20 protein-coding genes and 1 pseudogene are annotated in these 24,719 nt (G+C 70.8%); 15 read left to right on the top strand and 6 right to left on the bottom strand.

Annotated features, from left to right (window positions below; all coding sequences use genetic code 11):
- The first annotated feature begins 1 nt into the window (after nt 1).
- Nucleotides 2–586, top strand: a complete 585-nt coding sequence (pspAB, locus tag N8I87_RS11505) for a PspA-associated protein PspAB (RefSeq protein WP_263207995.1) — start codon at nt 2–4, stop codon at nt 584–586.
- A gap of 19 nt (nt 587–605) precedes the next feature.
- Here pspAB and N8I87_RS11510 read toward each other — a convergent pair whose 3' ends face one another.
- Together N8I87_RS11510 and N8I87_RS11515 are read right to left on the bottom strand one after the other, a co-directional pair.
- Nucleotides 606–878, bottom strand: a complete 273-nt coding sequence (locus N8I87_RS11510) for a hypothetical protein (RefSeq protein WP_263207997.1) — start codon at nt 876–878, stop codon at nt 606–608.
- 173 nt (nt 879–1,051) lie between these two features.
- Nucleotides 1,052–2,392 (bottom strand): DUF2252 domain-containing protein, encoded by a 1,341-nt coding sequence (locus N8I87_RS11515; RefSeq protein ID WP_263207998.1) that lies wholly within the window; start codon nt 2,390–2,392, stop codon nt 1,052–1,054.
- A 195-nt stretch (nt 2,393–2,587) separates the two neighbouring features.
- Here N8I87_RS11515 and N8I87_RS11520 point away from each other — a divergent pair, with 195 nt between their 5' ends.
- Entirely contained in the window at nt 2,588–3,778 is a 1,191-nt protein-coding gene (locus N8I87_RS11520) for a winged helix DNA-binding domain-containing protein (protein WP_263208000.1), read from the top strand.
- 73 nt (nt 3,779–3,851) lie between these two features.
- On the opposite strand, the gene N8I87_RS11525 is transcribed toward N8I87_RS11520, so the two are convergent.
- Nucleotides 3,852–4,166, bottom strand: coding sequence for a hypothetical protein (locus N8I87_RS11525; RefSeq protein ID WP_263208002.1), 315 nt, complete (start codon nt 4,164–4,166; stop codon nt 3,852–3,854).
- Nucleotides 4,167–4,401: 235 nt separating this feature from the next.
- On the opposite strand from N8I87_RS11525, the gene N8I87_RS11530 reads away from it, so the two are divergent.
- The 8 genes from N8I87_RS11530 (at nt 4,402) to N8I87_RS11570 (ending at nt 12,861) form a co-directional block, all read left to right on the top strand.
- Complete coding sequence (locus N8I87_RS11530) at nt 4,402–4,770, top strand: arsenate reductase family protein (protein WP_263208003.1); 369 nt, start codon at nt 4,402–4,404, stop codon at nt 4,768–4,770.
- A gap of 120 nt (nt 4,771–4,890) precedes the next feature.
- Nucleotides 4,891–5,622, top strand: coding sequence for an SCO2207 family protein (locus N8I87_RS11535; protein WP_263208006.1), 732 nt, complete (start codon nt 4,891–4,893; stop codon nt 5,620–5,622).
- 416 nt (nt 5,623–6,038) lie between these two features.
- The gene (gene glnII, locus N8I87_RS11545; RefSeq protein ID WP_263208008.1) at nt 6,039–7,067 is read left to right on the top strand and encodes a glutamine synthetase; all 1,029 of its coding nucleotides are present in this window, start codon (nt 6,039–6,041) and stop codon (nt 7,065–7,067) included.
- Between the two features lie 422 nt (nt 7,068–7,489).
- The gene (locus N8I87_RS11550; RefSeq protein WP_263208010.1) at nt 7,490–8,044 is read left to right on the top strand and encodes a winged helix-turn-helix domain-containing protein; all 555 of its coding nucleotides are present in this window, start codon (nt 7,490–7,492) and stop codon (nt 8,042–8,044) included.
- A 93-nt stretch (nt 8,045–8,137) separates the two neighbouring features.
- A complete protein-coding gene (locus N8I87_RS11555) occupies nt 8,138–9,160 on the top strand; it encodes an SDR family oxidoreductase (protein WP_263208011.1) in 1,023 nt (340 codons plus the stop codon).
- 51 nt (nt 9,161–9,211) lie between these two features.
- On the top strand, nt 9,212–10,483 hold the full coding sequence (locus N8I87_RS11560) for a sensor histidine kinase (protein ID WP_263208013.1): 1,272 nt from the start codon (nt 9,212–9,214) through the stop codon (nt 10,481–10,483).
- Nucleotides 10,468–11,121: a LuxR C-terminal-related transcriptional regulator gene (locus N8I87_RS11565; protein WP_263208015.1), complete on the top strand. Its 654-nt coding sequence runs from the start codon at nt 10,468–10,470 to the stop codon at nt 11,119–11,121. Before N8I87_RS11560 ends, N8I87_RS11565 begins: the two co-directional genes overlap by 16 nt.
- Nucleotides 11,122–11,316: 195 nt before the next feature.
- On the top strand, nt 11,317–12,861 hold the full coding sequence (locus N8I87_RS11570; protein ID WP_263208016.1) for a DUF1996 domain-containing protein: 1,545 nt from the start codon (nt 11,317–11,319) through the stop codon (nt 12,859–12,861).
- Nucleotides 12,862–12,961: 100 nt separating this feature from the next.
- Here N8I87_RS11570 and N8I87_RS11575 read toward each other — a convergent pair whose 3' ends face one another.
- Entirely contained in the window at nt 12,962–13,381 is a 420-nt protein-coding gene (locus N8I87_RS11575; protein ID WP_263208018.1) for a hypothetical protein, read from the bottom strand.
- 85 nt (nt 13,382–13,466) lie between these two features.
- On the opposite strand from N8I87_RS11575, the gene N8I87_RS11580 reads away from it, so the two are divergent.
- The 5 genes and pseudogenes from N8I87_RS11580 (at nt 13,467) to N8I87_RS11600 (ending at nt 18,823) form a co-directional block, all read left to right on the top strand.
- Nucleotides 13,467–14,042, top strand: coding sequence for a tetratricopeptide repeat protein (locus N8I87_RS11580; RefSeq protein ID WP_263208020.1), 576 nt, complete (start codon nt 13,467–13,469; stop codon nt 14,040–14,042).
- 50 nt (nt 14,043–14,092) lie between these two features.
- Nucleotides 14,093–16,010, top strand: a pseudogene (locus N8I87_RS11585) (hypothetical protein).
- Between the two features lie 79 nt (nt 16,011–16,089).
- Complete coding sequence (locus tag N8I87_RS11590) at nt 16,090–17,016, top strand: metal-dependent hydrolase (RefSeq protein WP_263208021.1); 927 nt, start codon at nt 16,090–16,092, stop codon at nt 17,014–17,016.
- Complete coding sequence (locus N8I87_RS11595; RefSeq protein WP_263208024.1) at nt 17,016–18,065, top strand: PDR/VanB family oxidoreductase; 1,050 nt, start codon at nt 17,016–17,018, stop codon at nt 18,063–18,065. Before N8I87_RS11590 ends, N8I87_RS11595 begins: the two co-directional genes overlap by 1 nt.
- A 68-nt stretch (nt 18,066–18,133) precedes the next feature.
- Entirely contained in the window at nt 18,134–18,823 is a 690-nt protein-coding gene (locus N8I87_RS11600; RefSeq protein ID WP_263208027.1) for a TetR/AcrR family transcriptional regulator, read from the top strand.
- A gap of 5 nt (nt 18,824–18,828) precedes the next feature.
- On the opposite strand, the gene N8I87_RS11605 is transcribed toward N8I87_RS11600, so the two are convergent.
- Both N8I87_RS11605 and pulA read right to left on the bottom strand, forming a co-directional pair.
- Nucleotides 18,829–19,194, bottom strand: coding sequence for a 5-carboxymethyl-2-hydroxymuconate Delta-isomerase (locus tag N8I87_RS11605; protein WP_263208029.1), 366 nt, complete (start codon nt 19,192–19,194; stop codon nt 18,829–18,831).
- A gap of 32 nt (nt 19,195–19,226) precedes the next feature.
- Nucleotides 19,227–24,632, bottom strand: coding sequence for a pullulanase-type alpha-1,6-glucosidase (pulA, locus tag N8I87_RS11610; RefSeq protein WP_263208030.1), 5,406 nt, complete (start codon nt 24,630–24,632; stop codon nt 19,227–19,229).
- Nucleotides 24,633–24,719: the final 87 nt, after the last annotated feature.

The raw sequence follows: 24,719 nt of genomic DNA on the forward strand, positions 1-24,719 counted from the left end.
CATGGGGCTGCTGGACATCCTGCTGGGCCGTACGAAGCCCGTCGCACCCGATCTCGACCAGTTGTTCGCGCTGCCCTCGGCGGCCATCACACTGGAGGCCGCGGCCGGGTTCACCCCCACCGGAGGCGGCGCGGTGTGCTTCGCCACGGTGGAGGGCGCGGCCTTCGAGCAGACCCACCGGGAGGTCCAGGCGCTCCTCGACGCGGACGCCGACCGCAAAGGGCCCCCGGTGGAACTGCGCCAGGACGACTACGGCTACTCCTGGCTGGTCTCGCAGCGCACGCCCGACCAGCTCCCGCAGCTGGTCAACGATCTGCACGCGGTGAACAGTTCGATGGAGGTCAACGGCTTCGGGCCGCAGCTGCTGTGCTCGCTGGCCGGGTTCCGGGACGACTCCGGCCGCAGCCTGGCTCTCGTCTACCTCTACAAGCGGGGCACGTTCTACCCCTTCGCACCGCGGCCCGGCGGGGCCGAGCGGCGCGACAACGCGCTGGAACTCCAGATCAAGGCGGCCCTCGCGAACGATCTGCGGATCGAGCAGGACCTGAGCCGCTGGTTCCCGGTGTGGGGAGCCCCCGGTCTGTGACCGAGGGCTCCCGCGGGGCTCAGCCGCTCTTCTCGCGCTCCTGACGCCGGGCCTCGTAGGGACGCTCACGACGGTAGCGGCGCTCCCACTTGGCCTGCCGGTCACGGCGCTCGCGGTACGCCTGGTAGGTGGTGGGCGCCGCACCCGCCGAATCTCCCCCGGCGGTCGGTCTCGCGCCCCGCCCGTACTGCACGTACAGGTAGAGCACGGCGACAGCGGCGAGCCACCACATGTGGTTTCCGAATCCCAGGATCACCAGGACGGCGGTCCCGGACAGGACGATGGTGCCCATGACGGTCCTCCGTTGGCGTGGAAGGGTGGTCGATGTGACACCAGCGTAGGGATGCGGTCACACGCGGTGCATCCCGATTTCCGTGCGTGACCGGGCCTCCTGAGCGAGCCGGTCCCTTTGACTTACCTCCACGGCGAAAACACCGGCGCGCTACGGGAGTTGAGCGCCCGCGCTCAGACCCCCGGCGTCGCCTGGACCACGCCCGCCGTGATGGCGGTGGTGAGGGCCGTGTGGTCGGCGGTGGTCTGGTCGGCGTAGGTCTGCGCGAAGTCGGCGACCGCGCGGTCGAAGACGTCGGTGATGCCGAGGTAGCCGGCGATGGCGATGCGGTCGCCGGAGCGGGCGTGGGCGCGGGCCAGGGCGGTGCCGCACAGTCCCGCGTACTCGACGAGCCCGGCCGGAGTGATCCCGGCGACGTCGGCCGAGCCCTTCATGTCGCGCAGCTGACGCCAGTAGTAGGCGCGGCCCTGCGGCCCGGTCATCCAGCCGAGGAAGATGTCGCCGGCGGCCTGGAGCAGCCGCTGCCCCGCCACCACACGGTGTCCCGGATGGACGTACGGCCCGCTGGGCAGATGGTCCTCCAGTACGGACTTGGTGGCCTCCTTGATCTGCAGGAACAGGGGGTCGTCGCCGTTGCGTCCGAGGAGGAGCACGATGAAGCAGCGGGTGCCGACGCTGCCGACGCCCACGACCTTGCGGGCGGCGTCGACGAAGCGGTAGCGGTCGAGGAGGACGCGGCGTTCCTCGGCGAGGGTGGAGCGGTAGTCGCTGAAGATCTTGCGCAGGGAGGCCATGTCGGGGGCGCCGGCCGGTTCGAGGAGCGGCGGGACCTGGATGATCCGCGGCTGTCCGTCGACCGTCTCGGTCAGCTTGCCGAGGGCCTGCAGGCTGGTCCGGCGGCGGGCGCGGGTGAGCGTGGACTCGACGCGGCTGCGGCGGCGGGCGGAGCGGGCGATCGTCGGCACGCTGTCGGCCTCTATGCGCTCGTACCAGACCGCGAGTTCACCGAGCGAGGCGAGCCGCCGCATGGACCCGCGGTAGGCGGCCGCGGCGGCCAGGACCGCCCCGCGGACCTTCGGCTCGGGGAACCCGTTCTCCCGGCCGGCCACCGCCACGCTCGCCGCGAGCCGCTTGACGTCCCACTCGAAGGGCCCGGGGAAGGTCTCGTCGAAGTCGTTCAGGTCGAACAGCAGCACCCGCTCCGGGGAGGCGTAGACACCGAAGTTGAGCAGATGGGCGTCGCCGCACAGCTGCACGCCGAGCCCGGTGTTGGGCTGCGAGGCGAGATCGGCGGCCATGACGGCGGCCGCGCCGCGCAGGAAGGAGAACGGCGAGGTCGCCATCCGCCCGTACCGGACCGGCAGCAGCTCGGGCAGCCGGTCCCGCCCCTGCCGTTGCAGTACGGCGACCGGGTCGGGCCGGTCGACGGGCGGCAGCCACAGGGCGTGGGAGGAGCGGGGGACGCGCTTGCGGGTGGCCTTGCCGCGCTGGGCGCGTTCGGTGGGGGTGGTCATGGCAACACGGCCTCCCTCTGGTCCCGGCACCTCCTGAACCTTCCGGTCTCTGATTCGAAGTGAAGGCCGTGTGCGGGGGTGCCCGCATGTCCAGCAGGCAGAACGGGTGACGGGGACCGGCTGTCAGTGGCGTCGGCGAAGATGCACTCAGGAACGTGCTGGACGCGGTGGACGGCTCGACGGGCGGAGGTCGGCATGGGCGGCGGGGTACAGCGGCACATCGGGGCGGCGGAGCGAAGAGCCCGGCTCGCCCTGCGCCACCGGCTGGCTGGTACGGCACGGGCGGCAGCCCCCGAGGAGGTCGCCGCCTCGCTCGTGGCGCTGCACGGCTCCGACCCGGCGACGGTGTATCTGGCGGTGGGCGCGCGGCTTGCCGACCCGGTGAAGACGCTGCCCGAGACGGAGCGGGCGCTGTACGAGGACCGCACGCTGGTGCGGATGCACGGCATGCGGCACACGGTGTTCGTGTTCCCCACGGACCTCACGGCGGTGGTCCACGCGTCGACGGGCCTGACCGTGGCCGCCCGCGAACGTGCCTCACTGCTCAAGGACATGGCGAAGGCCGGCGCGCCGGACGCGGCCTGGCTGGCGGAGGTCGAGGAGTCGACGCTGGCCGCGCTGGCCCGGCGTGGTCAGGCGACGGCGACGGAACTGGCGGCCGACGAACCACGCCTGCGCGAGCAGTTCGTGTACGCGGCGGGGAAGAGCTACGAGGGCGTCCACACGGTCTCCACCCGGCTCCTGCGCGTGCTGGGCGTGGAGGGCAAGGTGGTCCGGGGCCGCCCGCTCGGCTCGTGGACCTCCAGCCAGTTCCGCTGGGCGGTGGCCCCCGCACACCCCGAACTGGACGTCGCCGAGGCCCAGGCCGGGCTGCTGCGCCGCTGGCTGGGCGCATGCGGTCCGGCGACGGAGGCCGACCTGAAGTGGTGGACGGGGTGGCGGGTGACCGAGGTCCGCCGGGCGCTGTCCGCGATCGGGGCGGAGGCGGTCTCGCTGGACGAGGGCGACACCGGGTACGTCACGGAGGGCGACGCGGGACCGGTGGCGGAACCCGCCGAACCCTGGGCGGCGCTGCTCCCGGCGCTCGACCCGACGGCGATGGGCTGGCAGCGGCGGGACTGGTACCTCGCACCGGAGCTGCGTGCGAGTCTCTTCGACTACAGCGGGAACGTGGGGCCGACCGTGTGGTGGAACGGACGGGTGGTCGGGGGGTGGGCCCAGCGGGCCGACGGCGAGATCGTCTGGCGGATCCTGGCCGCCGAGGGCGTGGGCAGGGAGGGGGAGACGGCGATCGCGGCGCAGGCGGAACACCTGCGCACCGTGCTGAACGGCTCCCGGGTGACCCCACGCTTCCGGACACCACTGGAGCGGGAGCTGTCGGCCTAGTCGGCCCAGGTGGCCCAAGGGGACGGCCCCGTCGGCGCCGGGCGCCCAAAGCAAAGGGCACCCGGCGCCACGGTCACCGCGAGTACCGCATGAACGCCCGCACCATGTGGCACGTCGTGTCCGACGGCGGGTGAATGCCGATCAGTTCCGCCGTGCTGCGGATCGTCTCGTTGCGGGCCTGGTTGGGGACGTAGACGCCCGAGTCGAGCAGGGCTATGGCGAGGCGCATCGCCTTGAGGCGGCGGTTGTGCGTGACGTACCACTCGCGCGGACGGCCCGCCGGCAGCGGGCTCTTCTGCGCCGGCGCGTAGGGCGAGTCGAGCAGGACGGAACGCTTCGCGGTGGACTGGGTGGGCAGCGGCTTCGACTTCAGTGCGGCAGCGGGCACAGGCATCCTCCGGTCGCGGTCAGGGTGCCGTCCGGAGAACCCGGCGACATCCTCGAACACTGCATCCAGTCTACCGGCCCCCACTGACAATCGGCGAGGTCGCAGCAACGCCCAAATGCCCTGGTGAGACAGGTGGCTTCGGGTGCTGCACAGGGTACGGAAGAGACATCCACGGGACGCCGAGAAAATCGAACAGCGACCTTGCTCCGCCGCGGGTTCGCGTACCGTGGACCGCATGGAAATCTGGATCAATCCCGCCTGCTCCAAGTGCCGCAGCGCCATCAGCCTGCTCGACGCCGAGGGGGCCGAGTACACCGTCCGCCGCTATCTGGAGGACGTGCCGAGCGAGGACGAGATCAGGGGCGTACTCGACCGCCTCGGCCTCGAACCGTGGGACATCACCCGTACCCAGGAGGAGGCCGGCAAGGAACTGGGCCTGAAGGACTGGCCGCGGGACGAGGCGTCGCGCGATCGCTGGATCAAGGCACTTGCCGAGCACCCGAAGCTCATCCAGCGGCCGATCATCACGGCGGACGACGGCACGGCGGTCGTCGGACGCACGGACGAGGCCGTACAGGACGCCCTCTCCCGGACCAAGAGCTGAGCGGATCTCAACTCCGGTGTGACACAGGTTACTTCAGGGTTTCCCCGTGACCGTTGAGTAACCTCGTTCGGGATCTCGTACATAGCGGCGTACGCACCCCTACCTCTTCAGGAGGCGCGCATGTCGCGCAGGCGAACTCTCAGCACGAAGAAGAAGGTCGCGCTGCTGGTCAGCGCCGCGGCGGTGGCGGGCGGCGGGGCCTTCGCCATGGCGGCCACGTCGAACGCGGCACAGAGCCCGCAGAACGCCAAACCCCTGGCCGCCGCCGACTCGAACGTATGCCAGGGGCTGGCCACGGCCCACGGCAACAACGACAAGTTCATCGCGGACCAGAAGGCGAACCCGGATGCGCAGTCAGCGGCCCGGATCGCCAACCGCGAGGCGGTCATCAAGCAGATCGAGGTCCAGCAGAAGGCTGCCGGATGCACCGTTGGGGAGTCGGCTCAGGGCTCTCAGGCGGCGGGCGGTCAGCAGGCTGGACAGCAGGCCGGTCAGCAGAACGGACAGCAGTCGGCGCCGCCCGCGGGGAACGCCGGGAACGCTGGCAACGCCGGGAACGCCGGGAACGCGGGAAACAACGCCGGTGGCGCTGCCGCGGGCTCCGGCCAGCAGGTCTGCAACGGCTCCACCGTGACGCTCTCCGGCGAGGGTGGTGCCCCGGCGGCCTCCAGCAACCAGTTCCCGGCGGGGACCACCCTGAAGGTCACCAACCTGGACAACAACAAGTCCACGACGGTGAAGGTCACCTCCGTGTCCGGTAGCTGTGTCCTGCTGAACAACGCTGCCTTCGAGCAGGTCCGCGAGCCCGGCAAGTTCCTCATCCGCCGCGCGGTCATCGAGAAGGTGGGGTGACGCCCGGACGTCCAGGAACGCGGTGAGGCGAGGCCGGTCCGGCGCGCGCGACTCGGCCTCCCCACCGTGCGGGTCACCACCGTGCGGGGTCACAGGTCCTGCCGCTCCGGGCCAGGAGCGGCAGGACCGGCACGTTCGGGGCCCGCGGCGCGTCCCGCGCCGGGCGCGGACCGGTCACCGGCTTTGACGGAGGGGAAGCCGGCGACCGTCCGGTCGCGCGGCCGCTTACCCCGGCCACCCACGACCTCTCAACGTGAGACGCGACACAGAAACACCAGGTAACACGGGGTTCACATTCGAGCAATGATCGGGAAATCGCCTGTTGACAGGCTCCGGGCATCGACAGCGGCGCCCCAGTGCCGCAGCGCCGCAGCACCCGCAAGTGCGCCTGACCCACCCCCGAAGGATGTGGCCCCGTGACCTTCAAGGCTGAGTACATCTGGATCGACGGCACCGAGCCGACGGCCAAGCTGCGTTCGAAGACCAAGATCCTCGCGGACGACGCCAAGGGTGCCGAGCTTCCGATCTGGGGCTTCGACGGGTCCTCCACCAACCAGGCCAAGGGCCACTCCTCGGACCGGGTGCTGAAGCCGGTCTTCTCCTGCCCGGACCCGATCCGCGGCGGCGACGACATCCTCGTCCTGTGCGAGGTCCTGAACATCGACTTCACCCCGCACTCCTCCAACACCCGTGCCGCGCTGGCCGAGGTGGCGGAGCGCTTCGCCGCGCAGGAGCCGATCTTCGGCATCGAGCAGGAGTACACGTTCTTCGACGGCGCCCGCCCGCTGGGCTTCCCCGAGGGCGGCTTCCCGGCCCCCCAGGGCGGCTACTACTGCGGTGTCGGCGCCGACGAGATCTTCGGCCGTGACATCGTCGAGGCCCACCTGGACAACTGCCTGAAGGCGGGCCTGGGCATCTCCGGCATCAACGCCGAGGTCATGCCCGGCCAGTGGGAGTTCCAGGTCGGCCCGCTCGCCCCGCTGGTGGTCGCCGACCAACTGTGGGTGGCCCGCTGGCTGCTCTACCGCACCGCCGAGGACTTCGGCATCTCCGCCACCCTCGACCCCAAGCCGGTCAAGGGCGACTGGAACGGCGCCGGCGCGCACACCAACTTCTCCACCAAGGCGATGCGCGAGGGCTACGACGCGATCATCACCGCGTGCGAGTCGCTCGGCGAGGGCTCCAAGCCGCTCGACCACGTCAAGAACTACGGCGCCGGCATCGACGACCGGCTGACCGGTCTGCACGAGACCGCCCCGTGGAACGAGTACTCCTACGGCGTCTCCGACCGCGGTGCCTCGGTCCGTATCCCGTGGCAGGTCGAGAAGGACGGCAAGGGCTACATCGAGGACCGCCGCCCGAACGCCAACGTCGACCCGTACGTGGTGACCCGGCTGCTCGTCGACACCTGCTGCTCCGCGCTGGAGAAGGCCGGCCAGGTCTGATCCCACGCACTCGCTCCGAGGGGGCGCCCACCGTTCGCGGTGGGCGCCCCCTCGCGTTGTCGGTGGGGCATGTCATGGTGGGGCACGGACACCGACGAGGTTCTGGCCGTCAAGGTCGAGACGGAGAACCGGCAGAGGCACGCACGGACTGTCGTGGGCGTGCGTCTGCTTCAATGGGCGCATGGCCGACTTCCAGAAGTGCAGCGCGACGGGTCGTCATGACCTCGAGCCCTTCTGGCCCTCCCGTCAGCACCACGACTTCGACCGGGTGTGTTGCCGCGCGATGAACGCGCCGGCCCTCTGAAGCCGTACACCCCGGTCTTCGGCCGGCGCGGAACGACGTACGTCCCTCGGCGCGCCCGACCACGAATCGCGGCCGCCGTCCTCCCGACGGACTCCTCGCGCGAAAGAGCTGACCTCTCATGGCGACCACTCGTTCTCTCTCCTCCGCCTCCACCCTGGCCTCCCCCGCCCGTCACCGCCTGCGTGCCGTGGACCGGGACGAGGCGGCCCGGATCGTGGACCTCCTGCCGCCGGGCACCACCTGGCTGCCCGCGCCGCAGCACACCCTGCCCGCTCTGCCCGGTCGGCCGGCGATGGTCGGCTATCTGGTGCTGGTCCCGGCGGACGAGCAGCCGCCGGTCGCGGTGCCGGACCGGCCCGACACGGCGTCCGACGGCGACGAGCCGCTCGTGCGCATCGACACCGTGCAGCGCACCGCCCAGGTCGACGGGCGCGAGCTCGACCTCACCTACCTGGAGTTCGAACTGCTCGCGCATCTGGTGGCACACCCCCACCGGGTGCACACGCGCGACCAGCTGGTCAGCACCGTGTGGGGCTACGGCCACATCGGCGACGGCCGCACGGTCGACGTGCACATCGCCAGGCTGCGCCGCAAGCTCGGCGCCGAGCACCGCAAGGCGATCCAGACGGTCCGCCGCGTCGGCTACAAGTACACACCGCCGACCGGGCGCTGACTTCCTCCGCGCTGGCCCCCCTCTGCCCTGACCTCCTCTGCTCTCGGCAGAGTACGGTTCCGTCCCGCGGCCCCGCCGGGCACGATCTCGGGCATGAGACTTCTGGTGCTGGGTGGTACGGAGTTCGTGGGGCGGGCCGTCGTCGAGTCGGCCCTCGGGCGCGGCTGGGAGGTGACCGTCTTCCACCGGGGACGGCACGCTCCTTCGCCGGGGGCGCGGTCGCTGCACGGCGACCGCACCGCCCCCGACGGACTGGCGGCCCTCGCCGGGAGCGAGGAGTGGGACGCCGTCGTCGACACCTGGTCGGCCGCGCCCCGAGCCGTGCGGGAGACGGCGCGGCTGCTGCGGGGCCGCGCCGGGCGGTATGTGTATGTGTCGAGCTGCTCGGTGTACGCGTGGGCCCCGGCCGCCGGGTACACCGAGGACGCGTCGCTGGTCGAGGGCGCCGCGGCCGACGCGGAGCAGACCGAGTACCCGCGGGACAAGCGGGGCGGCGAACTGGCCGCCGTCGAGGCCTTCGGCGCGGACCGCTCGCTGCTGGTGCGGGCCGGGCTGATCCTCGGCCCGTACGAGAACGTGGGCCGACTGCCCTGGTGGCTGACCCGGATCGCCCGCGGCGGCCCCGTCCTGGCGCCCGGACCGCGGGACCTGCGCCTGCAGTACGTCGACGTCCGCGACCTCGCCCAGTGGGTTCTCGGGGCGGTGGAACAGGGATTGAGCGGGCCGTACAACCTGGTGAGCCCGCAGGGTCACGCCACCATGGGCGAACTTCTCGACGCCTGCGTCCAGGTCACCGGCTCGGACGCCGAACCGGTGTGGACCGCCCCGGACGTCGTCCTCGGCGCGGGCATCGAGCCGTGGACGCAGCTGCCGGTGTGGGTGCCGCAGGGCAGCGACATGTACGACGCCCTGCACTCCGCGGACGTCTCGCGAGCCGGGGCGGCGGGGCTGGAGTGCCGCCCGGTCACCGAGACCGTCGCCGACACCTGGGCATGGCTGCGGGACATCGGCGGCGTCGCACCCCAGCGGCCGGACCGGACGAGCAAGGGGCTGGATCCGGAGGTGGAGGCGAAGGTTCTCGCGGCCGTCCGTGGTGTATCCGGCACCACCTCCTGACCGGGCTCCGGGCCCAGTGACCCGCGCCCGGGGGTCGGCGAGACTTGCGCCATGAACACCGACACGAAGAGCGGCGGCGCCGGCGGGCGCACCCGGGAAGTGGTGCTGGCCGCCGTACGGGGATTCGTGCTGGCCCTGGTGATGCTGCCCGTCGCCGTGCTCGTCTTCACGCTGGCCGTCGTCTCCATCGCGACGATCCCGATCGGCATCGGCATCGTCACGACCCCCTATGTCCTGGGCGGTGTGCGGGACTTCGCGGACGTACGGCGGCGGCTCGCGGCCGAGTGGTGCGGGGTGCGGATCCCGTCGGCGTACCGGCCGATACCCCCGGACGCCAACCTCTGGGCGCGGTGCTTCGGGATGCTCCGCGACCCGCAGGTCAGGCGGGACCTGCGGTGGCTGCTGGTGGACATGACGGCGGGCTACCTCACGGCGCTCCTCCCGGCCGTCCTGCTCCTCTACCCCTTCGAGGGGTTCGCGGTGGCGGCCGGGCTGTGGCGGGTGCTCGCGGACGGCCAGACCTACTGGTACGGCTTCGTGCCGGTCACCGACCAGCCGACCGCGCTCGGCGCGGCCGCCACCGGCGCCGTCCTCCTGGTCGCCGCCTACCGGCTCGCCCCGCGCCTGCTCGTCGCCCACTTCCGGCTCACCCGGGCCGTCCTCGGCGCCGATCAGGGCGAACTCGCCGAACGCGTACGGGTGCTGACCGAGACCCGGCGCGACGCCGTGGACACCTCGGCCGCCGAACTGCGCCGTATCGAGCGGGATCTGCACGACGGGGCACAGGCCCGGCTGGTCGCCATGGGCATGGATCTCGGCACGATCGAGATGCTCCTCGACAAGGACCCGGCCAAGGCGAAGGAGCTGCTGGCCCAGGCCCGCCGCAACTCCGTGGACGCCCTCGCCGAGCTGCGCGACCTGGTCCGCGGCATCCATCCGCCGGTCCTCGCCGAACGCGGACTGGGCGACGCCGTACGGGCGTTGGCGCTCCGGCTGCCGCTGCCCACCGAGGTGACCGTGGAGCTCGACGGTCGCGCGGACGCGCCGGTGGAGTCGGCGGCGTACTTCGCGGTCAGCGAGGTGCTCACCAATGCGGTCAAGCACTCCGGCGCCGACCGGATCTGGGTCGACATCCACCACGGCGACGGCATGCTGCGGATCACGGTCACCGACAACGGCAAGGGCGGTGCCGAGGCGGGAGCCGGTTCCGGACTCGCCGGAGTCGAGCGGCGACTGGGTACATTCGACGGCGTCCTGGCCGTCGGCAGCCCCGCGGGCGGTCCCACCATGGTGACCATGGAGATTCCGTGCGCGTTGTCCTAGCCGAAGACCTGTTCCTGCTCCGGGACGGGCTCGTCCGGCTGCTGGAGGCCTACGACTTCGAGATCGCGGCGGCCGTGGAGTCCGGCCCCGAGCTCGCCCGCGCGCTGGCCGATCTGGAGCCGGACGTGGCCGTGGTCGACGTACGGCTGCCGCCCACCCACACCGACGAGGGCCTGCAGTGCGCCCTCGAGGCGCGGCGGGACCGGCCCGGACTTCCGGTGCTGGTCCTCTCGCAGCACGTGGAGCAGCTGTACGCGCGCGAGCTGCTGGCCGACGGCAGCGGCGGGGTGGGCTATCTGCTGAAGGACCGGGTGTTCGACGCGGAGCAGTTCGTGGACGCCGTACGGCGGGTGGCGGCGGGCGGTACGGCCATGGATCCGCAGGTGATCCAGCAGTTGCTGTCCCGGCGGTCCGCCGACGACCATCCGCTCGGCCGTCTCACCCCCAGGGAGCGGGAGGTCCTGGAGCTGATGGCGCAGGGCCGGTCGAACGCGGCGATCGCGGCGCAACTGGTCGTCACGGAACGGGCGATCGCCAAACACACCTCCAACATCTTCGCCAAACTGGGACTGGAGGTGTCGGACGACGACAATCGGCGCGTCCTGGCCGTGCTGGCCTATCTGGACCGGGACCGCTGACGTTGCGCGAGTTCTCCACTACTTTCCCGTAACTCCTGCTGTTCAAGGGGCCGTTGAGGCAGGATCGACGGCCAGTCCTCTGATGAATTTGTGAGGCGGCTGAACACGCCCGGGGCACCGTCCGTATGGATGGGAGCAGCTTCACTCCTGTCGGGCGCCTCGATGCTGCCCCGTTAAGGAAGTCAGAGGAGTTCCATGGGACGCAACACACGCAAACGCCGTACGCCGCTGGCCACCAAGGCCATTGCCGCATCGGCGGCCCTAGCGCTCGGTGGGGGCGGGCTGATCTGGGCGAACTTTTACGCATCCGCGCACGAGTCGAACAACTATGCGCAGAACCAGACCAAGGCCGCGGCCGCGCAGGTCGCGACGATCTCCTGCCCGGACGTCGGCCAGAAGCTGACGAACGTACCGAACGCGGCCCGCAACGGTGTGGCCGCGGAGCTGGCGAACCTCGACAAGCAGATCACCGAGGCCTACGCCCGGCTCGCTTCCACGCGTCAGGCGCAGACGAACGACGCGAGCTTCGTGCAGAACGCGATCGTCAGCCCGCTGAAGTCGAAGCGGACCGCCACGATCGACCGGATCAGGATCGACATCCAGCGGGTGGGCGGCCAGTTCAACAACTCGCTCTCCCAGCTCGCCGCCTGTACGACGCAGACCGCCAACCAGACCAACGTCGGCGGCCAGGCCAACACGGGCCAGCAGCAGAACGGCGGGCAGGCGCAGACCGGCGGTCAGGCGAACACGGGTGGCCAGGCGAACACCGGTGGTCAGCAGCAGAACGGCGGGCAGGCGCAGGCCGGCGGCGGACAGGCCGGCAACGGCCCGGTCGCGGCCGACTTCGTGGACATCACGAAGGTCGCGGCGAACGTCCAGGGCAAGCCTCAGAACGGCGGCAACGCCTCGACCGGTACGTTCACCACCCGGTGCGGTGTCAACGCGAACAAGAACCACAACACCGACAACGTGATCGTGGCGCCCGGCGTGGCCAACGGCGCTCACCATCTGCACGACTACGTCGGCAACCAGAAGGTCAACGCGTTCTCCGACAACAACACCTTCCTGCAGGCCCCCACCAGCTGCCAGAACCAGAACGACCTGTCGTCGTACTACTGGCCCGTGGTCCGTGTCCAGGACGGCACGCAGGACTTCGACCAGAACGCGGACGGCGGCGGCAAGGAAGGCAACGTCGGCAAGATCCTGACGCCGGTCCAGGCGCAGATCAAGTACGTCGGCAACCCGTCCAGCAAGGTCGTCGCGATGCCGCAGTTCCTGCGCATCATCACCGGTGACGCCAAGACCACCACCAACGGGCTGGCCAACGCCAACGCGCACTGGAGCTGCACCGGCTTCGAGAACAAGGTCCAGCTGACGGAGCAGTACCCGATCTGCCCGCAGGGCAGCAAGGTGGTCCGTACGTTCGCCTTCCAGAGCTGCTGGGACGGCCAGAACATCGACAGCGCCAACCACCGTACGCACGTGGCCTTCGCCGACCCGGCCAGCGGCGTCTGCGGCAACGGCTTCAAGGCGATCCCGCAGCTGACGATGCGCCTCGTGTACAACATCACCCCGCCGACCGTCGAGAACGGCCAGGTGAAGAACGCCTACGCGGTCGACGGCTTCCCGGAGCAGCTCCACAAGCCGGCCACCGACCACGACGACTTCATCAGCGTCACGAAGAACAACCTGGCGAACAAGATCGCCAACTGCATCAACAACGGTCAGCGGTGCGGATGATCTCCTGAGGTGGGCCACCTCGGTGGCCCACCGAAGAAGGCCGGTGGCGGGTCCTCCCGCCGCCGGCCTTCGCCGTTGTGCGCGCCCCGCGCGCGGGCCGTCAGCCGCCGTGCGCACCGTGGGAGCTGTGGTCGGTGCCGATCTCCACCTCACCGCCGAGCGTGCCACGCAGCGCCTTGACCACCCCGTCGTCGCCGACGGCCACCCACTTGCGGCCCACGAGGTAGTAACCGCCGTAGTCCTTGGCGTCGTTGATCCACTCACGCTGGCCGCGGTCGGTGGCGAAGGTGGCGAGGACGAACTTGCCGTCGGTGTTCTTGCAGATGGCCTGGCGGATCTCGTCGGCGTCCGTCTGCATGTCCGGCTTGCACTTCACCTCGGCGGCCAGGCTCTCCAGGCTGCCGGTGGCCGTCGTCGGCACGGCGTCCGCGGCGCTCTTTCCGCCGCCTGAGCCGCACCCCGCCAGCAGCAGCGCGGCCGCGGCGCCCGTCACGGCGAGCATCGGTCGGGTCAGCCTCATCTGTTCCTCCGGTCCTGAGGGGCGTAAGCATGCCGCAGAGAGCCTTTGCGAGGGGCTCCGCCCTTCGATACGGGCGCCGGGGGCGATGCACTCAAATCGAGTGCCGCCGTGGGCACACCCGTGCAAGGGTGTGCCGGTGAACCGAGACTGGGAAGATCGCGTGACCGCCGCCTGGGCCGGCTTCGACGACTACGCGGAGGAGACCGCATCCGTCAGCAGCTCCGCTGCGGGGGCCGACTTCCGGGCCGTGATCGACGCGCTCGTCGCCGAACTGCCCGAGGACAGCCCGCTGGGCCCGTTCGAGCGAGCCTGCGCCTGGGACTCGACCGGTCACTCGGACAAGGCGGTACCGCTGTACCGCGAGGCGCTCGCCCGCGGGCTGAGCGGCTACAGGGGCCGCCGGGCGAAGATCCAGCTGTCCAGCTCGCTCAGGAACATCGGGCGGGCGGAGGAGGGCGTCAAGCTGCTCACGCCCGAACTGGGCGCCCCGTCGGATGAGTTGGACGACGCGGTACGCGCCTGTCTCGCCCTGTGCCTGTCCAGCCTCGGCCGCGACCGCGAGGGGCTGTCCCTCGTCCTCGGCGCCCTCGCGCCCCATCTGCCGCGCTACCAGCGGTCGATGGCCAACTACGCGCGGGCACTGGTCGAGCCGGACGACTGAGCCCCCTGCACGGCGGGTGACCAACCAACGGCTCACTCGTTCTGAAGGACGTGCAGTCACAGGATGTAGCCCCGCGTCACGCACCCCACTCCGCCAAAGGCCCCGGCCCGGTCGTCGACGTCGAGCAGGCCGAGGCCGCGCTCGTCGAGCACTACCCGCGCCTGGTCCGGCTCGCCTATCTGGTGCTGCCGCCGGGCCTCGGCCGAGGCCGCCGCGTCCTGACCGCGCACGCCCTCACCCAGCGCGCGCTGCCCCGTGGCCGCACCTCGGCCGCCGCGATCCCGGCCCAGTCGACGGGCTCCGACACGGACCCCGGCTACGCCTTCGTCCGCCTCCAAGTGGTGCGTTCGGCCCTGAAGGCCACCCGGACCCGGGGCCGCGGAATGTGGCAGCTGCCCCCGCTGCTCCCCCAGGTCTGGGGCCTGCGCCTGTTCCCGCGCTCGGGCGGCGCCGACGAACTCGCCCTGGACCAGCGCCTCGCGACCCTGTCCGGCCCGGCCCGTGCCGCGTATGTGCTGCGCGGTCTGGAGCGGCTCGCCGACGGCGACGTACGGCAGTTGCTGGTGGCCGCCGGGGCCGAGGACCCGGACGAGGCGCTGCTGGAGGCCGACGACGTCCCCGCGCAGCACGCGCTGCTCGCCTCCCCCGAGTTCGACCCCTGCTCGCTGCAGGCCCGGCCCACCGACCTGATGCGGCGCAGACAGCACACCAAGGCCGCGCTCGCCGCCGCGGCCGCCCTCGCGGTGTGCGGCGCCCTGGTCGTCCTGCCGGGCGGCGGCTGGGGCCCCGACGGCGCCGCCGCCCCCGCGTACGCGCAGAACCCGGCGGCCGAGGCCGCCCTCGACCCCGGCCAAGCTGACCAGGATCGCGCCCACCGCCTGGAAGACCTCGGCACGCGCCGACTTCTCCGTCTGGCCCGCGCGCGGCCCCCTCACCGGCGACACCGCCCTGCTGCGCCGCGCCCTCGCCGTCTGGGCCCGCCCCGGGGAGACGGTCCGCGTCTCGGCAACCCCCGGCACCCAGACCGGCGGCCCGGCCGGACCGCCCCAGCTGCTGTACGCGGGCGACGTCGACAACGCCCGCGTGGTGATCCTCTACGACGGCCTGCGCATCGCCCGCTACGCCGAGCCGAAGGACGGCACACAGGGCGCGGCCCTCGACCTCGCCCGCGCCGACGGCGCCACCGGCGTCGGGGCGAGCGCGCTGGTGCTGGGCCGCTCCGACGGCAACGTCCGCTATCTGACGGCTCCTTGGGTGAAGGCGGCCGCCGAGCGGGACCTGACCAAGCCCGGCGCGGGCGCGATGGACCTCGGCCTGACCGACGGTGTCACCGGCCCGCTGGCCAGCCCTGTCATGCAGCCCGGCGCGTGCATGTCGTGGAACGTGCTGCAGCTGACCGACGCCTCCGGCACCCGGCTCACCACCGACCTCGGCGAACTGGTCCCCGCCCACCTCACCACGGGCCGGCCCGGCAAGCCGCACGAGGCGAACGGGGCGGAGGCGCTGCGCACCTGGGCGCCGTTCGCCTGCTCGCTGTCCGCCGAGCGCGCGGCGGGGATCAGGAGCGTCAACGCCTGGGCGTTCGCCGACCAGACACTGCCCGAGAACAGCGGGACGGCCGGCTGGGTGTGCACCCGCGCGGAGACCTGGCGGGGCGACGGGACGGCGGCGCTGGCCCAGTTCCACACACCGGGCGGGCGCTACGGGGCGGTGGCGGCCAAGGCGACGGACGTGACGGCGTGCGGTGCGCGTGATCCGCATGTGCTGGCCGGGGTGTTGTGGAAGTCCGACGCGGGGACGTGGTACCTGCTGGCCGCAGGCGGCAAGGACACCGCGTCGATCCGCACGACCGGCGGGGTCACCGCCGCCGCCAGCGGCAGCACACTGGCCGTACCGGCGAAGCAGGGCACCCAGGCACAGCTGTCGGGCACCCTCGACGACGGGACCACGCTGCACGGACTGCGCTAGCCACCGTTTACTGACACTGGCGTCAACAAGTACCCGCACAAGGGTTTCCCCGGGACTTACTCGCCAGTACATTGACGCCATGTCTAACACGCAGGCCCGGCCGGTGGAGTCCGAGCGGATACCGCTCAAGGCCCGCAAGGTGTCCTTCTCCTGGGAGGGCACCCCGCTGCACTGGGTGCCCGGGGACCCGTTCGCCGCGCACACCATGAATGTGCTGCACCTGCTGCTGCCCGCCGGTGAGCGGTGGTTCGTGCACGTCTACAAGCAGGTGCTGCCGCTCATCCGGGACGACCGGCTCCGCGAGGACGTCATCGGGTTCATCGGCCAGGAGGCCATGCACTCCCAGGCCCACGACGAGGTGTTGCCGCACCTGAAGGAACTCGGCCTCGACCCGACGCCCTACACCGCACAGGTCGACTGGTTCTTCGAGAAACTGCTCGGCGACCGCACTCCCCCACTGCTGAACGCGTGGGTGGTACCCCCATCACCGGGCCGGGCCCGCAAGTGGTGGCTGCTGGAACGCGTGGCGCTCATCGCGGCCATCGAGCACTACACGGCATTCCTCGGCGACTGGGTCCTGAACGCCGACGAACTGGACCGGCGCCAGGCCGATCCGACCATGCTGGACCTGCTGCGCTGGCACGGCGCCGAGGAGGTCGAACACCGCTCCGTCGCCTTCGACCTGTTCATGCACGTCGACGGAAGCCACCGGCGCCGGGCGCGCACCTGGGCGACGGCCTTCACCGCGCTGGTGTTCCTGTGGCAGCGCGGGGCCCGCTTCTTCATGGAGAACGACCCCACACTGCTCGACGGCAAGGCCTCCTTCAAGGACTTCTATGTGAGCGGTCGGCGCGGCACCCTGCCCACGACCGGCGACATGCTGAAGTCCATCCCCCGCTACCTCAGCCGGACCTACCACCCCTCGCAGGAGGGCTCCACCGCACAGGCCGTCGCCTATCTGGCCTCCTCCCCCGCGGCACTGGCCGCCGAGAAGGGGACGTCCTGATGCCGAAGCTGCGGACCGTCGTCGTCCTCGCGGGCGCCGCGCTGCTGGCCAGACGGGCCCTGCGGCGCCGGGTCCAGGACTCCCCGCTGTGGCCGCTGCCCGCCCTCGACCCGCCGGTCTCCGGCCGGCCGCGGTCGCGGGCCCTGCGGCTGCTGCTGGCCTCGCACGAGACGGTGGCCGAAGGGGTCGTACGGCTGCGCCTGGAGGGACGGGAGCTGCCGCGCTGGGAGCCGGGCGCCCATCTCGACCTGGTGCTGCCGTCCGGGCTGGTACGGCAGTACTCGCTGTGCGGAGACCCTGAGGACACCTCCTCGTACACCGTCGCCACCCGGCTGGTCCCGGACGGGCGGGGCGGCTCGCGCGAGGTCCACGAACAGCTTGCCGAGGGCATGGAGCTGGAGGTGCGCGGGCCGCGGAACCGCTTCCCGCTCGTCGAGGCGCCCTCGTACGTCTTCGTCGCCGGCGGCATCGGGATCACCCCGGTCCTGCCGATGCTGCGGGCCCTGCCGGAGAACGCCGAGTGGCGGCTGCTGTACGGCGGACGGTCGCGGGCCGCGATGCCGTTCCTGGAGGAGGTCGAGAAGCTGGCGGGCGACCGGCTGACCGTGGTCGCCGAGGACGAGGAGGGGCGGCCCGACCTGGACGCGCTGTTCACGGACGTGACCGAGGGAGCCGCCGTGTACTGCTGCGGACCCGAGGGACTGTTGGCGGCGGTCGAGGAGCGGCTCCCGGCGGGCGCCACGCTGCACCTGGAGCGGTTCGCGCCGCGCACCTCCACCGACGGCAACACGGCATTCGAGCTCGAACTCCGGCGCAGCGGGCGGACGGTGACCGTCCCCGCCGACTCCACCGTGCTGGCCGCCGTACGCGAGGAACTGCCCGACACGGCGTACTCCTGCGAGCAGGGCTTCTGCGGGACCTGCCAACAGCGTGTGCTGGAGGGCGAGGTGGAGCACCGGGACGAGCTGCTCACGGACACGGAGCGGGCCGACTCGATGCTCATCTGTGTCTCACGTGCGCGAGGTGAGCGTCTCGTGCTGGACATGTGACGGTTCCATGCGAACGCAACGACCGGTCCGGCCCGTTACGGTCCGGATCCGATCGGTAAGGTGTTCGCATGACTACCGGGGTTCGCCGCAGAATGGGAGTGGAGGAGCGGCGGCAGCAGTTGATCGGCGTCGCCCTCGAACTGTTCAGCCGCCGCTCGCCCGACGAGGTCTCGATCGACGAGATAGCCTCGGCGGCGGGTATCTCACGCCCGCTGGTCTACCACTACTTCCCCGGCAAACTCAGCCTGTACGAGGCCGCGTTGAAGCGTGCCGCGGAGGATTTGGCCGGCCGGTTCGTCGAACCGCAGGAGGGCCCGCTGGGCCGTCGGCTGCTGCGCGTGATGCGCCGGTACTTCGACTTCGTGGACGAGCACGGTCCGGGCTTCTCGGCCCTGATGCGCGGCGGCCCCGCGGTCGGCTCGTCGGCCACGAACGCGCTCATCGACTCCGTACGCCAGGCCGCGTACGAACAGATCCTTTCGCATCTGCGCATCACCGATCCGCCCGCGCGCCTGGAACTGGTCGTCCGGTCCTGGGTCTCGCTCGCCGAGTCGACGGCCCTGATCTGGCTGGACGGCCGTCGCATCCCGCGCGCCGAGCTGGAGGTCCAGCTCGTCCATGACTTCGCCGCGCTGGCGGCGGTGAGCGCCGCCCACGACGAGGAGATGGCGGCCGTGATGCGCGACATGCTCAAGGAAGAGCCGACCGACGGTCCGTTCACGGACCTGGTCGGCCGGCTCATGTCCCTGGCGTCCTAGCCGTCCTACCCTTCGAACTTCCGGTAGGACGGATCCAGGTCGCGCACCTCGGCGGAGGCATGCAGCGTGACGCCGTCCTCCGGCGTCACATGCCTGCGGACGAGTTCCAGCACGGCCTCCGTCAGCTTCGCCTTCGTCTCGTCGCTGCGCCCGGCGAGGAGCCCGATGGTCACGTACACGATGGCGTGCCCGTTCGCCTCGGGGTCCGCGTACCCGAACACGCAGGAGTCGCTGTACCGGAACAGCGTCTTGCACGCCTCCGGCTTCGCCGCGGCGATCTCGACGGTCGCCTCGTGCAGCGCCCGCCCGAAACCGTCCAGGTCGAAGGAGTCCTCGACCGGGTGCGCATAGTCGACGGTGATCTGCGGCATGGACACTCCTGTTCTACGACGACGACCCGACCCTACTGCGCCGCCCGGGTGAACACCGCCACGGTCCGCGCCGGAACGGTGAACGTGCCCGAGCCGGCCGCGTAGGAGGAGGTCTTCACCACCGTGTCCGTGCCCTCGGCCTGCACCGGGTGCAGCCGGTACGACGTCCCGGCGAGGGCGCCGATCCGCTGCTCCTGCTTCTCCGGCGTCGCGTTGAACACCACGACCAGATCGCCCAGCTCCATGGTGATCACGCCCGGCGTCTCGTCCTTCCCCGACAGCGGGAAGGAGAGCCGGGACTGCACCTGCGCGGCCGTGCCGAGGGAGAACGCCTTCTCCGTCGTACGGATCCTGAGCAGGTCCTGGTACGCGGCCGAACTGCCGGTGATCTGCGGGCAGCCGACGCTCACCGAACTGAGCAGGGGCTTGGCGTACGACCACTTGGACTCGTTGTCGGCCGCCATGGGCAGCCCGCGTCCGAAGCCGTTGCCGTCCGCGCAGTTCCAGTGGATGGCGTTGAACCAGTCGCCGCTGTCGAAGGAGTTGCGGTCCAGCGACTTGGAGCGCAGCAGGTCGCTGCCCGCCTGGGACAGGGACGGGCCCTGCGAGAGGGCGGCCGTGGCCATCGCCAGGACCTGCATCCGGGCCCGGTCGGACGCGGAGGTGTCCTTGGGCAGCTTGTAGGTGAGGGCGTCGAACAGGGACTCGTTGTCGTGCGCGTCGACATAGGCGAGGGCGTCGCCGGGCGCGTCCGCGTAGCCCGCGGGAGCGCCGTTGTAGTCGACCTCGGAGCCCTTGACCTCCTTGCCCGCGGTGTCGGTGAAGGTGAAGGCCTTCAGGTTGCCGGACAGGCCCACCTTGATCAGGTCCTGGTAGTGCAGCAGACGGGCCTTCTGCTCCTCCTTCGTACCGTTGGCCGTGGACGCGTTGGGGTCGGTGTACAGCCCCGACGCGAAGCCCTGGATGCCGGGGTCCGAGTCGAAGGGGCCGCCGCCGCGCACCGCGTCACGGGCCCGGTCGGAGAAGGTGGCGATGCCGGTGCCGGCCATGTTCTGCTGCGTGGCCTGCACGAACCGGGCGTCGTTCGCGACCTCGCCGAAGTTCCAGCCCTCGCCGTAGAGGATGATCTTCTTGCCGTCGACGCCGTCCTTGTCGAGGGTCAGCGCGTCGAGCGCCTTGCGCACGGCGAGGATGTTGGCCTTCGGGTGGTGGCCCATGAGGTCGAAGCGGAAGCCGTCGACCTTGTACTGCTTGGCCCAGGTGACGATCGAGTCGATCACCAGCTTGCCCATCATGGCGTTCTCGGTCGCGGTGTTGGAGCAGCAGCTGCTGTTGGCCACGCTTCCGTCGGCGAGGAGCCGCTGGTAGTAGCCCGGCACGATCCTGTCCAGGACGCTGGTGTCCGCCTGGCCACTGGCCGCCGTGTGGTTGTAGACGACGTCCATCACGACCCGGAGGCCGTCGTCGTTGAGCCCCTTGACCATCTTGCGGAACTGGACCGTGCGCGCGGTGCCGTTCGGGTCGGTGGCGTACGAGCCCTCGGGGACCGTGTAGTGGTACGGGTCGTAGCCCCAGTTGTAGGCGTCCTTCGCGGCGGTCTTCTCGACGCACTCCTGCTGCTTGTCGGAGTCGGCCGCGAAGGAGGCCAGGTCGCAGTCGGGGGTGGCCTGGTCGGCCTTCTTCTCGGGGATGGTGGCGATGTCGAAGGCGGGCAGGAGGTGCACGTACGACGTGCCCGACCTCGCCAGCTCACGCAGGTGCTTCGAGCCGTCGCTGCCCTGGTCGGTGAAGGCCAGGTAGGTGCCCTGGTCCTTCGCCGGGACCGTCTTGTCGGCGACGGAGAAGTCGCGGATGTGCAGCTCCTGGATCTGCGCGTCCTTCAGCGGCACGGCCTTGGGCTTGCGCAGGGTCGACCAGCCGCCCGGGGCGAGGGCCTTGTCGTTGAGGTCGACGACGAGGCTGCGCTCGGAGTTCGCGGTGAGGGCGACCGAGTAGGGGTCGGTGACCTTGTTCGTCACGACCTTGCGGACACTCGGGGCCCAGACCTTCACGACGTACCGGTAGGGCTTGTTCTTCCAGGACGACGGGCCCGTGACGGACCAGACGCCGGTGGCCGCGTCGCGGTGCATGGCCACCTTGGAGCCGTCCAGCTCCAGGGCGACGCTCTGTGCGGTCGGCGCCCAGACGGAGAGGGTCGGCTTTCCGTCGTGGAAGACCGGTCCGAGCTTCACCTTGGTCGCGTCGTACACGTCGTCGAGCACACCCGCGATCTGCACACCGGTCGCGGCCAGCACCGCGCCGTTCGCCGCGCGCTGCGAGGCCACGATCTGGCCGCTCAGGGCCTGGCGCACCCGGTCGCGGTCACGCGGGTCGACGGACCAGGCGGTGTAGTCCTTGAGGTGCGGGAACCTGGCCTTCTGGGCGTCGCTGAGCGTGGTCTTCGTCAGTCGCAGCCAACGCTCGTCATCGCTGGTCAGCGTCCCGTCCTTGACGGCGATCGAGCCGTCGTGGGAGGAGAGCAGCTGAGTGGAGACGGCACCGTCGACACCGTTCCAGGCAACCGTGTTCCGGTCGATCCAGACCGCCTTGGAGGTGGTCAGGTCGAGGGCGGCCGCGCTGCCCGCGGGCTGCGGCAACAGGTACTTCTCCTGGCCGTTCAACAGCCACACCTCGTAGCCGTTGGACTTGAGGTCCAGGGACTGGTCGGCGGGGAGATCCTTGTCGTCGCCCTTGTGGATGATGTAGCTGAGGCTGGTGGCACCGTCGCTGAGCGGCACCTCGAAGACCGCGCCATAGGCATCAGTCTTCACCGGCTTCAGGGGGTTCGACCAGTCGGTGGGGTTCGCCGCGCCCGTCCAGACGTGCAGGCCCCAGCCGTCGTAGCTCCCGTCGGCGCGGTGGTAGTGGATGACCGCCTTGGTCTTGTCCTGCGCGGGATAGTCGGGCCGCTGGGTCAGGACGTCCGTCTTGCCCTGCTCGACCCACACCTCACCGGTCTTGGTGACGTCGATGCTCCGGTCGGCGGAGACGTCCTTGTTGCCGTCCTTGTCGATGACCAGGAAGCCGACGTTGGAGGCGCCGGGCTTCAGCTTGACGTAGGCGAAGGCGCCGTACGCGTCGCGGCCGACGAAGGGGTGGCTGGCGGGCCAGTTCGTGGCCTCGCCGTCGGCGATGTCGCCCCAGGCGTACAGGCCCCAGTTCGCGTAGTCGCCGTCGGTGCGCTTGTAGTGGACGATCGCGTAGTCGCGGGAGGAGGCCGTGGGGACCTCCGGGGCGGGCGGGGTGCCGGTGGTGCTCGCGGCGATGGCGCTCGCGGTCCGGCCCGCGGAGTCGATCACGACCGCCTTGTAGCGCAGGGCGGTGCCGGAGGGGACGTCCTTGCCGATGGCCTGGGTGACCATGTACGGGGCGTGGTCGGCGGAGCCGAGGACGCGCCAGTTGCCATTGCCGACCTGGGCGGCGAAGACGACCCGGTTGAGCTGACCGCCGGCGACGTCGGCGGAGAGCTCGACGGTTCCGGTGGCGCCGCTGTCCGGGGCCTTGAGGGTGATCGTCGGCTTGGTGGCGGGCTTGGCGAGGGTGCCGGCCGCCTTGAGGACGACGGCGGAGCCGGCCGGGACGGTGACGGTGAGCTTCTTGTCGGCGTCGGTCTTCGCGGTGGCGTCCGTGCCGTAGATCCCGCGGTACGTCATGTCCGCGGAGCCGGTCGCGAAGGTGGCCGTCTTGGCCTCGCCGGCGTTGTTGAAGGCGACGACGTACTCGGCGCCGGCCTTGGCGTCCGTGCGGGTGAAGGCGTAGACGCCGGAGCCGTCGGCCGCGTACCGCTCGGTCTGGACTCCGTCGGTGAGCGCCGGGTTGTCCTTCCGGAGCTTGGCGAGAGCGGCGATCTCCTTGTAGAGCGGTGCGCTCGTGTCGTAGGCGTCGCTCGCGTGGGTGCGGTCGGTGCCGATCTCGTCGTCGTCGAGGTAGTCGGCGACCTTGGAGGCGAACATCGTCTGGCGGGCGTCCTTGTCGCCGCCGGAGCCGGTGAAGCCCTGCTCGTCGCCGTAGTAGACGACCGGGTTGCCGCGGCTCAGGAACATCAGCTCGTTGGCGAGCCGGTCCTTCTTCAGCAGTTCGGCGTCCGTGGCCTTGGGGTTGTCCTGGTCGAGGAAGTACCCGATCCGCCCCATGTCGTGGTTGCCGAGGAAGGTGACCTGTTCGTAGGCGTTGGCCTTGTCGGTCGTGTACTTGTAGTCGTCGCCGAAGACCCCGGCCAGCTTCTGCGCGCTGCCGCCCTGGGAGGCGTACTGGCGGGCCGCCTCCTGGAAGGGGAAGTCGAGGGTGGCGTCGAGACGGCCCTGGGTGACGTACGGGGAGGTGATGGCGGGGTCGGCGGAGTAGACCTCACCGAACATGAAGAAGTCCTTGCGGCCGTGCGCGGCGGCGTACTTGTCCAGCGCCATCGCCCACTGCGTCCAGAACTCCATGTTCACGTGCTTGACGGTGTCGATCCGGAAGCCGTCGATACCGAAGTCCCGCACCCAGCGCTGGTAGATCTTCTCCATGCCGCTGACGACCTCGGGACGCTCGGTCCACAGGTCGTCGAGCCCGGAGAAGTCGCCGTACGTCGTGGACTCGCCCGCGTACGTCGAATCGCCCCGGTTGTGGTACATCGTCGGGTCGTTGAGCCAGGCCGGGACCTTGCTGTTGCTCGTGACCTTCGGGGTGCGCGGGAAGGAGTCGGTGTCGACGGCCGGGAACTTCCCGCCGGCGGCGCGGTCGGCGTAGGCGGCGTCGTCGAAGGGCCGCCCGTCCTTGGTCAGGTACGGGAAGGCTCCCTTGGAGAGGTAGTCGTAGGACTTCTCCTTGTAGTCGACGACATCGGCGGTGTGGTTGGTGATGACGTCGAAGAAGACCTTCATGCCCTTGGCGTGCGCCTTGGTGATGAGGGTTTCGAGGTCCTTGTTGGTGCCGAAGTGCGGGTCGACCCGGGTGAAGTCGGTGATCCAGTAACCGTGGTACCCGGCGGAGGCGTTGGCGCCCTCCCCCTGCACCGGCCGGTTCTTGAAGATCGGCGCCATCCAGATGGACGTGGTGCCGAGACCCTTGATGTAGTCGAGCCGCTTGGTCAGGCCCTTGAGGTCGCCGCCCTGGTAGAAGCCCTTGTCGGTGGGGTCGTAGCCGGTGCTCAGGCGTGAACCGGTCAGACCGCCCTTGTCGTTGGACGTGTCCCCGTTGGCGAAACGATCCGGCATGACGAAATAGAACTGCTCGCGCGTGTCGTCGTGCCGGGCGGGCTGAGCGGCGAGCTTCGCGTCCGAAGGGGGCGCGGGGGCCGCGGCGTGCGCGGCGAGCGGCTGCACGAGCGCGGCGGCGAGGGCGACGACGGCGGTCGCCGCGACCCTTCTCACTTGCGGGGTACGGCGCGTCCGCGGCGCCGTCCATCTCGGTATCACAGGCGTGAACTCCTTGCGATTACGGCTCTCTTGGGTCCGACCCCAACGCCGCGGCACGGCTCCGATGCCGGGCGCCCGCGCGACCGT

Source organism: Streptomyces sp. HUAS 15-9 (assembly GCF_025642155.1).
Taxonomy (GTDB): domain Bacteria; phylum Actinomycetota; class Actinomycetes; order Streptomycetales; family Streptomycetaceae; genus Streptomyces.

Coding starts and splice junctions, on each gene's coding strand:
- N8I87_RS11535 (WP_263208006.1), top strand. CDS start 4,891: ATGTCGCGCAGGCGAACTCTCAGCACGAAGAAGAAGGTCGCGCTGCTG.
- N8I87_RS11520 (WP_263208000.1), top strand. CDS start 2,588: ATGGGCGGCGGGGTACAGCGGCACATCGGGGCGGCGGAGCGAAGAGCC.
- N8I87_RS11560 (WP_263208013.1), top strand. CDS start 9,212: ATGAACACCGACACGAAGAGCGGCGGCGCCGGCGGGCGCACCCGGGAA.
- N8I87_RS11515 (WP_263207998.1), bottom strand. CDS start 2,392: ATGACCACCCCCACCGAACGCGCCCAGCGCGGCAAGGCCACCCGCAAG.
- N8I87_RS11595 (WP_263208024.1), top strand. CDS start 17,016: ATGCCGAAGCTGCGGACCGTCGTCGTCCTCGCGGGCGCCGCGCTGCTG.
- N8I87_RS11600 (WP_263208027.1), top strand. CDS start 18,134: ATGACTACCGGGGTTCGCCGCAGAATGGGAGTGGAGGAGCGGCGGCAG.
- N8I87_RS11575 (WP_263208018.1), bottom strand. CDS start 13,381: ATGAGGCTGACCCGACCGATGCTCGCCGTGACGGGCGCCGCGGCCGCG.
- N8I87_RS11550 (WP_263208010.1), top strand. CDS start 7,490: ATGGCGACCACTCGTTCTCTCTCCTCCGCCTCCACCCTGGCCTCCCCC.
- N8I87_RS11530 (WP_263208003.1), top strand. CDS start 4,402: ATGGAAATCTGGATCAATCCCGCCTGCTCCAAGTGCCGCAGCGCCATC.
- N8I87_RS11510 (WP_263207997.1), bottom strand. CDS start 878: ATGGGCACCATCGTCCTGTCCGGGACCGCCGTCCTGGTGATCCTGGGA.
- pspAB (WP_263207995.1), top strand. CDS start 2: ATGGGGCTGCTGGACATCCTGCTGGGCCGTACGAAGCCCGTCGCACCC.
- N8I87_RS11570 (WP_263208016.1), top strand. CDS start 11,317: ATGGGACGCAACACACGCAAACGCCGTACGCCGCTGGCCACCAAGGCC.
- N8I87_RS11580 (WP_263208020.1), top strand. CDS start 13,467: ATGCACTCAAATCGAGTGCCGCCGTGGGCACACCCGTGCAAGGGTGTG.
- N8I87_RS11605 (WP_263208029.1), bottom strand. CDS start 19,194: ATGCCGCAGATCACCGTCGACTATGCGCACCCGGTCGAGGACTCCTTC.
- N8I87_RS11590 (WP_263208021.1), top strand. CDS start 16,090: ATGTCTAACACGCAGGCCCGGCCGGTGGAGTCCGAGCGGATACCGCTC.
- N8I87_RS11555 (WP_263208011.1), top strand. CDS start 8,138: ATGAGACTTCTGGTGCTGGGTGGTACGGAGTTCGTGGGGCGGGCCGTC.